The organism is Collinsella sp., from assembly GCF_052346665.1.
GTDB lineage: Bacteria > Actinomycetota > Coriobacteriia > Coriobacteriales > Coriobacteriaceae > Collinsella.
In genome coordinates, this window is record NZ_DAWDUX010000022.1 from 25474 (window position 1) to 38921 (window position 13448).

At 61.6% G+C, this 13448-nt stretch carries 9 protein-coding genes; all 9 read right to left on the reverse strand.

Annotated features, from left to right (window positions below):
• On the reverse strand, positions 1 to 1742 hold a 1742-nt coding region (locus ACT8II_RS05530), incomplete at its 3' end, for a CarD family transcriptional regulator (protein WP_443813262.1).
• Positions 1743 to 1979: 237 nt separating this feature from the next.
• Positions 1980 to 2642 carry an endonuclease III gene (gene nth / locus ACT8II_RS05535; RefSeq protein ID WP_118653432.1) on the reverse strand — a complete coding sequence of 221 codons (663 nt, stop codon included), beginning with the start codon at positions 2640 to 2642 and terminating at the stop codon, positions 1980 to 1982.
• A gap of 35 nt (positions 2643 to 2677) precedes the next feature.
• The gene (gene lgt, locus ACT8II_RS05540; RefSeq protein WP_118653431.1) at positions 2678 to 3499 is read right to left on the reverse strand and encodes a prolipoprotein diacylglyceryl transferase; all 822 of its coding nucleotides are present in this window, start codon (positions 3497 to 3499) and stop codon (positions 2678 to 2680) included.
• 103 nt (positions 3500 to 3602) lie between these two features.
• Positions 3603 to 3884: a NifU family protein gene (locus ACT8II_RS05545; protein WP_118653430.1), complete on the reverse strand. Its 282-nt coding sequence runs from the start codon at positions 3882 to 3884 to the stop codon at positions 3603 to 3605.
• A gap of 331 nt (positions 3885 to 4215) precedes the next feature.
• Positions 4216 to 5556: a S1C family serine protease gene (locus ACT8II_RS05550; protein ID WP_443813264.1), complete on the reverse strand. Its 1341-nt coding sequence runs from the start codon at positions 5554 to 5556 to the stop codon at positions 4216 to 4218.
• Positions 5557 to 5761: 205 nt separating this feature from the next.
• Positions 5762 to 6424 carry a response regulator transcription factor gene (locus ACT8II_RS05555; protein WP_118653428.1) on the reverse strand — a complete coding sequence of 221 codons (663 nt, stop codon included), beginning with the start codon at positions 6422 to 6424 and terminating at the stop codon, positions 5762 to 5764.
• 98 nt (positions 6425 to 6522) lie between these two features.
• Positions 6523 to 7860, reverse strand: a complete 1338-nt coding sequence (locus ACT8II_RS05560; protein WP_443813266.1) for a glutamine synthetase family protein — start codon at positions 7858 to 7860, stop codon at positions 6523 to 6525.
• A gap of 321 nt (positions 7861 to 8181) precedes the next feature.
• Positions 8182 to 10392, reverse strand: a complete 2211-nt coding sequence (locus ACT8II_RS05565; protein ID WP_443813268.1) for a YhgE/Pip family protein — start codon at positions 10390 to 10392, stop codon at positions 8182 to 8184.
• A complete protein-coding gene (locus tag ACT8II_RS05570) occupies positions 10393 to 13035 on the reverse strand; it encodes a YhgE/Pip family protein (protein ID WP_443813270.1) in 2643 nt (880 codons plus the stop codon). It abuts the gene before it with no gap.
• Positions 13036 to 13448: the final 413 nt, after the last annotated feature.

Consider the following 13448-nt stretch of genomic DNA (forward strand, 5'->3'; position numbering starts at 1 on the left):
TTGAGGCGCGTGAGGCGAGGGTTGTCGCCGTCGGGGCCGACGTAGCGCGTGATGCGGTCGACCTGCTCGAGCGGGACGTAGAGCTTGTCGCCCCCCGCGTATTCCAGCAGGAAGTAGTCGCGCTCCTTGCCGGCGACCTCCTGGCGGACGATCTCGGAGAACAGGGCAACGCCGTGCGTGCTGTGAACCACGTAGTCACCCGGCTTGAAGGGGAAGGTGACCTCGGTGATGTCCACGCGCCGGTGCGCGCGCCCGCGGTGGCCGTCCATGCGCGCGTTGAGGTCGGCGAGGCTGAAGACGGCGAGATGCGCCGCGGGGACCACGACTCCGGACGGGATGGGGGCGTCGACGAAGGTCATCCTGCCGCGCGTCAACGTGGGGACGACGCGCTCCCCGCCCTCATCGATGCCGCGCGCATTGAGCGCATCCACGTCGCGCTTGAGGAGCTCGACGCGAACGCGCGCCCCGCCCACGGCGCCGGCGTTCTCGGGCGCCGCCTGGAGGGACTCCTCGAACGGGATGTTCTCATCGGTGAAGGAGAGCTCCATCGACTCGCGCGCGCCGCGGTCGGGAATCGCGAACACGCAGGCGAAGCGGTTGTTGACAACCTCCTGGATCCGGCTCATGAAGCGGTTGTCCGAACCCGCGAGGGCCGGCTGCTCGATCTTGAGCTCCGCCGTCACCGATCCGCCCGCACGGATGAGGCTTACGTAGTTGAGGCGCTGCTGACGCCCAAAGTCAAGCTCTTGAGGCCGCACGTAGAGCCCGTCGAGGCGCGCGATCTTCGCGTCGGCCGCGCGATGCTCGAGGTCCTCGTACGCGCGCGAGCAGTCATCGAACAGCGAGCGCGGTTCGGACAAGATGACCAGTGCATCGGGATGCACGTGCGCGAGAGGGCTCACGGTCTCGCCGTAAAGCAGGGGCAAAAAGCGCTCGAGTTCGGGCGTAACGACGCGCGCCTCGACCAGCTCGAGCAGGGCTGCCAGCTCGGTGTCGTCCTGGGCGGGCAGGTACAGCGCGGCGGAGATCCGCCTCACCGCCTCATCGGTGAGGGCAAGCTCGCGCACGGGGCTGATCTCGACCGAATCCTCGTCGCCGATCGTCTGACCGGTCGATGCCACCATCAGGCGGATGCGGTCGATCTCGTCGCCGAAGAACTCGATGCGCACCGGCGCGGTCGCTTGGGCCGCCCAGATGTCAACGGTATCGCCCAGCACACGGAACAGGCCCGGGGCATCCGCCGCGTCCGCACGGGTGTAGCCCATCGAGACGAGCTGCCCGGGAACCTCCTCAAAGGCAACTTCCTCTCCCACGGAATACGTGCGGGACGCCCAGTACCGGCTCTCGAGCGGCGGAACGCATCGCAGGAGCGAGCGGGCGGATGCGACCATGATGCAGGCGTCGCCGCGCGCGATCCTCGCGAGCGCGGCGCAACGGGCGGCGACCACGGCGTCATCGGGCTCGGCGTTCTTCCACGGATAATCCTTGCGTTCGGGGAAGCGCACAACACGATCCGCACCCACATACGCCGCAATGGAGCGCGCAGCGCGGTCGGCCGCGTCCTCACCCGAGACGATGTACACCGTGGGGCGAGGCCGGCGGGCGAACTGGGCCGCCACCGCGAGGGTGCGGCCCGACTGGGAGATCGCGAGCGTGGCGTCCTCTCCCGCCATGAGCGCCGCGTCGATGTCCTGAAGCGCCTCGGCGGTATAGAGCTGCGCGGCGATACGGTGAATGAGCATGGGGGCACCTTTCCGACGCCAAACACCCGCCCAAACGCGAGCTTGGGCGGGAGTTCGACGCATTCGTATGTTCAAATCATCCTACCGCAAGATGCCCACCGGTCGAAAAACGATTTGCTGCAGTCCGAGCTGCCCATCTCGCGCTCATCGATATTGCTGAAAGCCTCTTCCTGCGGTTGTGCCTTTAAGAAGCTCGTCCACCTGAGAATTCGCGCTTGCGCTGCAACATATCGAGTACTACCCCACCTTGGCACTCGGACAGATGTCAGCCAGAGGGCACTCCCCACACAAAGGCTTGCGGGCATCGCAGATCTCGCGACCCAGCATGATCCATTGGTGGTTCACGTCGTTCCAGTACTCGCGGGGGAGGATCTTCAAGAGGTCCTGCTCCGTCTTGAGCGGTTCCTTCTCGTGTGTTTTGGGCGAGAGCTTGAGGCGGTGCGCGATGCGGTTCACGTGCGTGTCGACCGCGATGCCGTCCACGATGCCGTACCCTACGTTGAGCACGATGTTGGCCGTCTTGCGCCCCACACCCGGGAGCTTCACAAGCTCCTTCATCTCATTCGGGACCACGCCGCCGTAATCCGCCACGATCATCTGGGCGCATTCGATGCAGTGCTTCGCCTTGGTCTTGTAGAAGCCGAGGGACTTGATGACCTCCGAGAGCTCCTCGTACGTCGCACCCGCCATCGCCTCGGGCGTGGGCCAGCGGCGGAACAGCTCCGGCGTGACTTTGTTCACCTGGGCATCCGTCGTCTGCGCCGACAGCAAGACAGCGATGACCAGCCTGAACGGGGTCTCATGGTCCAAAAAGCACTCGACCGGCCCGTATCGCTCGTTCAAACGACGGCACGTCTCGATCGCGCGTTCGCGCTTTGCCGCATTCGTCTCACGTGGCATCCGCCTTGGCTCCTCTCTTTTAAAGACGCTGGCACCTAGAGATGCTGCGGTCGTTTGAAATGGAACGCGAACACGAGCAACACCGCTCCCGCCACGATGAGCGGCAAACTCAGGAGCTGGCCCATGGTGAGCCAGCCGCCAAACAGGTACCCAAGCTGCGCATCGGGCAGTCGTACGAATTCGATTAAAAACCGCACGATACCGTAGCCGAGTACGAACGTCCCCATAATGGAGCCCTGCGGCGGCGTCTTTTTTCGACGGCTCAGCAGGTAGAGCACGGCAAACAGCACAATGCCCTCGAGACACGCCTCGTAGAGCTGACTCGGATGGCGCGGAATGTCGCCGGCAGCCCCGCCGAACACCACACCCCAGGGAAGATCGGTGGGCTTACCCCACAGTTCGCCGTTTACAAAGTTCGCGCACCGCCCCAAGCACAGCGCCAAGGGCACCCCCACGAACGCCGCATCGGCGATGGTCAGCGGCGACAGCCGCAATACGCGACAGGCAATGAGGCCGCCTATGATGCCGCCCACAAGCCCGCCGTGAAAACTCATCCCATTGATGCCATGCCCGTTCGACCCAAAGATGATCTCGAGCGGGTGCTCAAAGTAATACCCATTGCTGTAGAACAGCACGTAGAACAGCCTGCCGCCAATCAACAGGCCAAAGACCACCGAGACCACAAGCGTCATGGCGTCGTCGATGGTAATGGCCATATCCCAGCGCTTGAGCGTACGGTACATCACCACGCCCGCCAGCAGCGCACCCACCATATAGGCAAGGCCATACCAATACACGGTGAAGGGTCCCGCAGAAAATGCGACGGGGTCGAGGCTGTGATAGAGCTCGTTGAGCATGAATGGCCACTCCTATGAGATACGCGCCGAGACGCATGCCCGGCGCGCGAACGGAAAAGAAAGGGTCCCGACGGGCGGCGCCTTCGGGACCCTTGTGCAAACCCTAGAACGGAGCGTACTCGTCGTACAGGTCGTTGGCCGCATCGGCGCCGCCACCCACCTGCTCAACGCGAGTCACACCGGGCACGTGCTCCTTGAGGATGCGCTCGATGCCCATCGACAAGGTGAGCGAGCTCATGGGACAACCTGCGCAGGCGCCCTGCAGCTCAAGCTGCACCACGCCATCCTCAGTCACGCCCACATATGCCATGTCGCCGCCATCGGCCTGCAAGTTGGGTCGAATCTGCTCGAGCACTTCAAGCAGCAGCTGTTCGTTCACCGCCATGTGCAGTCCCTTCTCCAAACGCAGCTGCACACTCCGCCGCCGCGCGTCATTCGTTGTTCACGGGCATCGCGCCCGCGTGTGGAGACACTATACCACGCTCCCCCATGTGCCGTTCCGCACTCAGCCGTAGAGGGTCATCCTCCGCAGATTCGCAGATGCGTCGATGTGCGCCAAACCAGCTCGCCGCGAACGCCGTCGGCGTCCCCCGTTGCCGTTCCCCGTTCTGCCATCGCCCTCTATGCAAAAGCGGGCGCGCCTCCAGTTGGAGCGTACCCGCCATTGTGGCACTACAGTATCGCATCGCCACGAGGGCCATACCGGGGGGCAGGCGCTAGAACCCTCCGCGGCCACCCATGTACTGCTCGAGATACCGGAGGAACTCCTCCTCGGTCATGCCGCCGCTCGAACCGTTGCCGTCGGAAGCGTCCTGCTGCTCGGCCTGCAACGCCTCGTCAGATCCGAGTTCAACCTCGATCTCCTTCTCGTCCTTACCACGCATCACGGTGAGAGTGACCTTGTCTCCCACCTCGTGCTCACGCAAGGCGATAATCAGGCCGTCGGCGGAAGAGATGGGCTCGCCGTCCACCGCCGTCACGATGTCGCCTGCTTCGATCCCCGCAGTTGCGGCAGGACCATCGGCAGTGACCTCGGCAACATAGGCGCCGCTATCGACTGCAAGGTTGTTCTGACGCGCGTTATAGGCGTTCACACTCATAAGCGAGGCGCCCAGGTACGGATGAACAGGCGTTTCGCCGGCGATGATCTGATGCGCGATGTTGATGGCGTAATTCACCGGAATGGCAAAGCCCACGCCAGAGCTCGAGCCAGAATAAGACTCAATCACGGAATTGATACCGATGAGCTTGCCCTCGTCGTTCACGAGAGCGCCACCGGAGTTACCGGGGTTGATGGCGGCGTCGGTCTGGATCATGTTCGCGTAAATGGAGGTACCGCCCGTGCTCTGAAGTGCGGTGGAACGGTACAGAGCGGAGACGATACCCGTCGAGACGGACTGCTCGTTGCCAAAGGGGCTACCGATTGCCATGACCCACTCACCCACGGTGAGATCATCGGAGTCGGCGAGGTCAATGGGCGTGAGATCGGCGTCCTCGGCGTCCTGGAGGCGGATCACGGCGAGGTCGCTCGACTCGTCCGTGCCCACAACCTCGGCCTCATAGCTGTCACCACTGTCCGTGCGCGCCACCAAGGCGGACGCACCCTCAATTACGTGGTAGTTCGTGAGAATGTTGCCATCGGTGTCGAGGATGACGCCGCTACCGATGCCACCGGAGTCCTCGGTCTCGCCCTGAGCGGTGATCGACACCACAGATGGCAGAGCCTTGGCGGCAACGGCCTCCGAAAGCGTGGTGTCCTCGGGATCGATCTCGATGGTCTGCGTGGCACCACTGACAGCAGACTCCACATTGGTGCCCGTAATGCGGAATGCGCCGGACATCACGAGCGCGATCACGAGCACGGATCCTACGGCAAGACCGAGCAGGGATGCAAGGAAGATCGGAAGCTTGCGGCTCTTGGTCTTCACCACGGTACGCGTTTCGGTATGCATCGCGGGCATGACGGTGGTCTCCACCGTTGGCTCGGAGTGCGAAGCGAAATGCGGCTCATCCCCCGCAAGGCCGTCCGGGCGCTGCGGGGTCTTGTCGTCAATCATGGAGGTTCCTTTCAACGCTTTCAATCTCAACCGTTGTACCCCAAATACGAGGTTCAACCCCCCGAGAGTCGCGGACTTTAATCAAGTTGTAAGTACCATTAAGTCTTTCGAAAGGCACTCAGGCACTATACGCAACCCACAGCGCGAAAAGGCAACGCGCATGAAAAGGGGCGCGCGCCCTTCGGCACGCGCCCCGGCGCACACGTTATTCCTTAAACAGGTAGCCCACACCACGAACCGTGGAGATGTGACCGGCGATCTGCGGACCCACCTTGCTGCGAATTCGACGGATATGGACATCGACCGTACGCGTTCCGCCGCAATACTCGAAGCCCCACACGCGATGAAGCAGCACTTCGCGGCTGTACGCGCGGTTGGGATGCGTTGCCAGAAAGCTGAGCAACGAGTATTCCATAAGCGTGAGGTCAACCGGCTCGCCGTCGAGCGATACCTGGTAGGTGGCAAGGTTGATCGTGAGGTTGTCCACGGTGAGGACTTCGTCGACCGCGACGGTCTCGCCATCGCCCAAAAGCTGGCGGGCGCGCGCTTCGAGCTCGGCGTCACTTGCACCCGAGCAAATGAAATCGGAGCGGACATGAGAGGGAAGATGCAAGTCGGAGAGGTTCTCCTCATCCATCATGAGAAGCATGGGCACACCGCCGCGCTGCTCGAGCCACTTTGCCATGGCATCGACGCGATCGGAACGCACCCCATCGCCATCGAGAATAAGGAGGTCGAAATCATGCGCTACGGCGGGCGAATCTGGGGTCGCAATATGCACCTCGACACCTAAGGACGAGGCGAGTGTTCGGACGAAATCATGAAGTCGCGTGGTACGCGCCATGAATAGCACAGACTTTTCGGACATATTCACACCTCCGACGGCATCATCATAACAAATAGGCAGGTCGAGCACGTACATGGCGGTGATATTCGGGCAAGGATCACCGACCGAGGCCCCACTCCCTATGAATTGGCGAGATAGTGATCGAGCTCCCACTCGGTCACTGTGGCGTTGAAGCGATTCCACTCGTCGCGCTTCTTCTTGAGGAAGAACGCATGGATGTGCTCGCCGAGGGCGTCTTTCATGAAATCGGAGCTTTCAAAGACGTCGAGCGCCTCGTCGAGGTTTCTCGGCAGCGGCTCGATGCCGCGGGCGCGCAGCTCGCTCTCGGGCAGACGCAACAGATCGGAGGTCGCCTCCTCGGACAGTTCGAGTCCGCGCTTGATGCCGTCGAGTCCGGCTGCCAGCGTGACGGTGTTCACCAAGTACGGATTGGCCATCGGGTCGGGGCTGCGAAGCTCAATGCGGGCCGCAACCTGCTTGCCCGGCTTGTAGATGGGCACGCGGATCATAGCGGAGCGGTTGCGCATGCCCCACGTTGCATACCGCGGGCCGTTACCCACGCCAGCGGAGAGGCGCTTGTAAGAATTCACCGTGGGGTTGGTGATGGCGCTGATTTCGGAGGCATGCGCCAAGATGCCGGCCATGTAGCTCTTGGCAATGGGCGACAGGTGGTTCTTGGCGTCGTCACCCCAAAAGACGTTGTTGCCTTCACGGTCGAACAGGGACTGGTGAAGCAGCATTGCCGAAGACGAGCCCTTGGCGATGGGCTTGGGCATGAAAGAGGCGTGGATGCCCGACTCGTAGGCGCAGGTGCGAATGACGTGCTTGGCCGTCATGATGGCGTCGGACATGGTGAGTGCCTCGGCGTGACGCATGGAAATGCCGTGCTGCGAGCGACCGGAGCTATGGAAGGTGTACTCGACCGGGATGCTCATCTTCTCGAGCATGAGCACGGTGGAACGGCGCAGGTCGCGCGCGGAATCCGACGGCGTGAGGTCAAAGTAGCCAACCTTGTCCATGGGCTCGGGTGTGCGCTCGTCGGGGAAATAGTAGAACTCGAGCTCGGCGCCCACATTCATGATGTAGCCGAGCTTCTCCGCACGATAGAACATGCGGCGCAGGCACTCGCGCGAATCGCCAGCGAACAGCTGGCGGTCGGGCGTGCAGACATCGCAGAAGATGCGCGCGGCGCCGTCGTGCTTGGGGCGCCAGGGCAGGATCTGGAACGTGGAGGCATCCGGGAAGGCCAGCATGTCCGCCTCGTCGGGAGAGGTGAAGCCCTCAATGGCGGAACCGTCGAAACCAATGCCCTCTTCAAACGCGACCTCGAGGTCCTCAGGGCTGATAGCGAAGCTCTTGAGCCTGCCGAGCACGTCGGTGAACCACAGGCGGATGAAGCGGATGTCGCGCTCCTCGACGGTGCGCAGGACGAAATCGATGTTCTGCTGCTGGTCCATATACGAGCCCTTTCACATGCGATGATGCCAGATTGTCTCCATGTTCTCATAGTTATGTTTCGTCCGAGTTTCCGGCACTCCCCCGCAGAAAAGCACCTTGGAAATGAGGGCATGGGCAGAAGGTGCAATGCCGCGAATCGGGCGTTTTTGTAACGAAGATCGAGACGCCCCGAGTAGACGGTCGGTTTGGGCATCAAAGCCCCAGTTGGCGATAGCCCAAAACACCTGTCTACTCGACCCCTCTGGAAACTCGTTACAAAAACGCCCGATTCGCGGCAATCAACGGCTGAGACCGCGCCGCCGTGCGCTCGCCGCAGGCTCCTACATGAGCTTGGTCTCCTCGAGCTTCTCGATGATCCACTGGTTCGCGCGAATCACGGGACGGCGGAATACCAGACCGAGCGCGAGCGACGGAAGCAGGTAGCACGCCAAGATACCGAGTTCACGCCAATACTCCATCCCATAGGCTCCGGCCATGGCGGCGTGCATCGCGTTGATGGCATGCGTGAACGGTAGGAACGGATAGACACCTTGGAAAAAGTCGGCCGTCATCTCGATGGGGAATGTGCCGCCCGAGCCGGCCACCTGCATGACCAACAGCACAACGGCGATCGCCTTACCAATATCGCCAAAGCTCACCGTAAGGGTGTAGATGATGTTGCTGAACACGAACCCGGCAACCCAGCCCACGAGGAGGAACTGCAGCGGATGGGCACACTGGATCCCAAAGAACATCAGGTCGCCGGCACACACGAGCGTCGCCTGCGCAAAGGCGAGCAACGCGAAGAACGCGTAGCGTCCCAGATAGAGCTCGTGCAGGTGAATCGGCGCGAGTGCTTGGATATCGCGCTCATCCACGTTCGCCTTGAGCATTGCGGCAAGCACGATGCCCGCGACCCAGATGGACAGCGTAGTGTAGAACGGCGCCATGGCGCTGCCGTAGTTCTCGATGTGGTACACGGCCTGGCGGTCGAGGGCCACCGGGGCGGCGAGGGCCTCGGCAAGCGATGTCGGGTCCGACCCGATGAGGTCCCGCACCTTCTGCAGGTCGCCCGACGCCACGGCGGCATCGATGCCGTCCTTGAGCTCCTGCAGGCCGTCGGCGGAGGTACTCAGGTCGGTTGCGGCGCTGGTAAGCACGCCTTGCGCATCGGAAAGGTCGCTCGAAAGGTCCTTGGATGCCGTCGAGAGATCGGAGGCGGTCGTGCTCAGACTGCTCGCCATGTCCTCACTGCTCTTGGCGACGCTCTCCACCGCATCGGCGAGCGACGCGATCTCCTGCTCGAGCGTCTCCTTGTAGGAATCCTTGATCGATGAGATGTCGTTTTTGGCAGAAGCGAGGTTTTCCTTGACGGCTTCTGCCTGCTCGCGAGCATCGGTGGCACCCGCCTCGAGGGAATCGGCGGCATCCGAGAGGTGCTGCGCGAGCAGTTCCTGCTGGTTAGCGACGTTGCCCACCGTGTTGGCCACGATGTCGATTTGCTGAATGAGCTCGGCCTTTGCCGCATCTGATATCGGCAGACTGTCGACCTTGTCCTCAAGGGCGGCGATCTTCTTCTGCACGGCACGGGCATCTGCCGCCTGTCCCGCTATCTTCGACGAGGCGCTACGCAGCTGCGTACAGGTAGTCGACACGTGTTCATCCACGGTGGCGAACGCGTTCCCTATGGCCGTGGCGGCGGCTTCGTAGTCACCCGCGCTGTCGGCCAGCGCCCCGTTGATGGCGTCAACCGCGCCATCGAGAGCGGCATCCATGTTGGCAAGGCCCGTCTTGGCATCGCTCACCAGTGCCTCGGCGCTCGAACTGGCCTCGCCCGTCTGAGACAACAGGTCGCCCGCAGAATCCAAAAGGCCTGTGGAGGAGCCCAGGACCCCCGTGAACTCGGTCGCCGTCTTGGACGCATCGCGCAACGTCTCGATGCCCGCCGTAAGAGTGCTGCCCAGGTTCGCCGCGTAGTTGGCGATTTGATCGCCGTCCAGGTAATCGAGCAGGCTCGACGTGGTGGCCAGTCCCACCTCGCTGATAGTCTCGGCGAACGTCTCGTCGATCTGCTTGCGCACCGTGCTCGCGGCCTTGTCGGTCACGCGGGGCGCGATGGCGTTGGCCTTTTGGTTCTCGTAGTACACGATCTCGGCGTGCTCGGCATCGCTCGAAAAGACCGTCATCATGCGGGAGCTGAAATCCTCGGGAATTACGACGGCAGCGTAGTACTCACCCGAACGCACGCCCTCGACCGCCTCGCCCTCCTTGACGAAGACCCAGTCGATGTTGTCGTTCTCACGTAGCGACGAGACGACCGTGTCGCCGATGTTCACGCGCACGGGGATAAGATCGCTCAGGTAGCCCTCGTCCGAGTTCGCCACCGCGACTTTGAGATTGCCCGTGTTTCCGTAAGGATCCCAGCTGCCCGCAATGTTAAACCAGGCGTAAAGGGTAGGCACAATCACGAGACCCACTGCGACGATACATGCGACCACGCTGCCGCGCACCCTCGAGAGATCCTGCTTGAGCAGGGCAATGATCTTCTTCATCTACTCCTCGCCTCCCTTCGGGGCGTCTCCGTTGGTGATGTGCGCAGGAGCGCCTCCGGCAATGCCGTGATCCAGGCCCGTCCCAACGACGCGAGCCGGAACCCCACGCACATAGGTGCGGCCCAGCTCCTCGCGCAGCTCGTCATCGGGCAGCGAGGTCATACGCGCCTGTGAATTCAGGCTTTCGCGCAGGTACTCGATAAAGATCATGTAGGCATCCGCCACGATGATGGCAACGATCCACAGCACGAGCATCACGAGTTTGCCGTCGATGTCGAGGTCAAGCGTTGCCGTGAGCACGAACAGCAGCACGGGCAGACCAAGCACCAGGCAGAAGCCCGCTTTGATAAGCCGCGGATACCGGCGCTCGAAGCGCGCGCCGCGCTCGAGAATCTCACGGCGATACGCCTCCGTGTCAAACAGCGCCCGCACGGCGTTGCGCACAGAGAAACGCTCGCGCGGCATGTCGTCGTGCTCGCAAATCATCACACCCGTGCCCGAAAGCTCGCGGTCGAACAACAAGTTGAGATTGAGGAGCTTAGGCCTCAGCCACACGCCCACCGCGAACGCCCCCGCCAAAAACAGCACAAGGACACCGAGGTTGAACAGGTAATTCATGCCATACATGCCGCCTATGGTCTCGCGCATCGCGTTAATGCCGTAGGTGAAGGGCAGCAGCGGGTGCAGGGCCTGGAAGAAGTCGGGCATCATCTCGATGGGGTACATGCCTGAGGAACCCGGGATCTGCACAATGACGAGGATGACGCCGATGGCCTTGCCGATATGCTTGAACGCAATCGACAACGCGTAAATGATGTTCACGTAGACGAACGAGGTGAACACGCCCGCGACCACGAACAACACGGGGTGACCGCACTGGATCCCCAGCACCAAGTCTCCCACGCATACGATGACCGACTGCACAAAGCCGAGCAGGACCATGAGCATCCAGCGGCCAAAATACCCTTGGTTGGCCGTGATTTGGCCCACGCCCTCGGTGTCAACCTCAAGCTTGAAGATGGCGATGAGCACAAAGCCACCCACCCACAGAGCCAGGTTCGTGTAAAACGGCGTGACGCCCGAACCGTAGTTCTCGACCGGATACACGGCCTTAGTGGTGAGGGTCACCGGGGCGGACATGAAATCTGCGATGTCGGCGGGATCCATGTCGAGCAGGTTCGCGAGCTCGCGTGTTGCCTCGGAGCTGCGCAGCGCGACGATGTCGGTCTTGACCGTCTCAAGCGTAGCCTGCAGGTCGGCCAGCGTTTCATCGCTGCTCGCCAACGCGCTCTTGGTCTGGTCGAGCATGGCGTTCAGCTGGTCAAGTAGGCCCATGGACTGCTCGATGGTGGGAGTGAGGCTCGTCACGACGCCCGACAGGTCGCCCGAGACGTTCGAGAACGCATCGAGACCCGCACTCAGTTGGGGAATGACGCTGGAGTTGAGGGTCTGCTGGGTCTTACCCAGGTTCTCGACGCTGCCCTGCACGGCGGTGTTGATAGCGTCCGTCGCGGTGGTCGCGGCATCGACGTCTTGGCCGAGTGCATCGCTTTGCGTCTGCAGCGCGTCTTTGGCAGACTGCAGACCGGCATTTTGGTTCTCAAGGTCGCGGATGAAGGCCTCGATATCGCCGTTTGAGCCCAGAGCCGAATTGTTGAGGTTGCGCAGGGCCTCAAGAGCGCGCGAATTGGAATCGATCACGGCTTGGAAGTTGGAGAGCGATATATCGATCTTGGTCTTAGCAGCCGAGACGGCGCCCGCCATTGAACCAACAGCAGCGTCTGCCTTCGAGGAAGCGCTGCCCAGCTGGACCGCTCCATTGGCAAGGGCGGTGGACAGCGCGGTGTGGAACTCGCCCGCGGCCGAACGTGTTGTGCCCAGAAGCTGGTGTCCCTTGTCGAGCGCATCGACAAGCGCAGGCGTCTCGGCGTTCATGCCGGCCAGCGAGCTCTTGGCACTCGTTGCGGCAACCTTGGCGTCGTCGATGGTAGTCGCCATGCCGCCAAGGCCCTCGCGCACACGCTGCAGGGCGTCGACGGAATCGGAGACATTCGCGAGCACGCCCTGCTCCGCGCGCTCCCCCGCCGCGTCCACGTCGACCCCGAGCTTTTGCGCCTGCTCGACAAGCGTGTTGCTGACCGTTGCGACGAAGGTCTCGTTCAGCTGCTCCTCGATGGTCTCGGCGCCCGTATCGGTCACCTTGGGGGCAATGGCGTTTTTCTTCTCATTCACGTAGTACGTGAGCTCGGGCTGCTCAAAGTCGCCTGTGAGCATGCTCGTGAGCTTTTCGCTGAAGTCCTTAGGAATGACGATCGCGGCGTAGTACTCACCGCTGTACACGCCCTCTTTCGCGCTTTCCGCATCAGTGAAGACCCAGCCCAGGTCGTCGTTTTCCTTGAGCTGCTCGACCGTCTGCTCACCGGCGTTGAGCGACCCCGTCAACTCATTTTCAACGCCCTCGTCCTCGTTGGCGACGGCGATTTTCACACCGGAGGTGTTACTGTACGGATCCCAGTTCGCCTCGATGTTGTACCAAGCGTACAATGACGGAATGATGCACACACCAACGGTGATGACCATCGCCACGGGATTGTGCAGCAACCGCTTGAGGTCTCGTTTAAAGATCTGGAAGGCCTTCTTCACGCTCGAACCACCCTTTGACCTTACTATTGCCTTTGTTGGAGCAGAACTATACTACGGTCGTGAGAAAAACAACACGTGTACTGGTAACTATCAATACTTTCTGCAGAATACTCGCAATATTGCACGCAGCACACGCCATGGAGCGAAAAAGACCCCGCTGTTCTGGCCCGTGGACCATACTAATACGCAAATGCGGGGATAAATCGCGCACGCACCTTATAGTCATTGTTTTAATAAAATCCTGACCTGCGGTTTTATTGCGGCCAATCTCATCCTTACTCGCGTACCCCAACTTTTATCCCCGCATTTGTGTATTTGCGTCATCGCAACCCCTTTTAAGCAATAGACCGGGGCGCCCTGTGAACTGCGCCCCGAAACTTGGACGCGATAAATCATAACCGCTAAGCGGCCTC

Coding starts and splice junctions, on each gene's coding strand:
- nth (WP_118653432.1), bottom strand. CDS start 2,642: ATGCCACGTGAGACGAATGCGGCAAAGCGCGAACGCGCGATCGAGACG.
- lgt (WP_118653431.1), bottom strand. CDS start 3,499: ATGCTCAACGAGCTCTATCACAGCCTCGACCCCGTCGCATTTTCTGCG.
- ACT8II_RS05545 (WP_118653430.1), bottom strand. CDS start 3,884: ATGGCGGTGAACGAACAGCTGCTGCTTGAAGTGCTCGAGCAGATTCGA.
- ACT8II_RS05550 (WP_443813264.1), bottom strand. CDS start 5,556: ATGATTGACGACAAGACCCCGCAGCGCCCGGACGGCCTTGCGGGGGAT.
- ACT8II_RS05555 (WP_118653428.1), bottom strand. CDS start 6,424: ATGTCCGAAAAGTCTGTGCTATTCATGGCGCGTACCACGCGACTTCAT.
- ACT8II_RS05560 (WP_443813266.1), bottom strand. CDS start 7,860: ATGGACCAGCAGCAGAACATCGATTTCGTCCTGCGCACCGTCGAGGAG.
- ACT8II_RS05565 (WP_443813268.1), bottom strand. CDS start 10,392: ATGAAGAAGATCATTGCCCTGCTCAAGCAGGATCTCTCGAGGGTGCGC.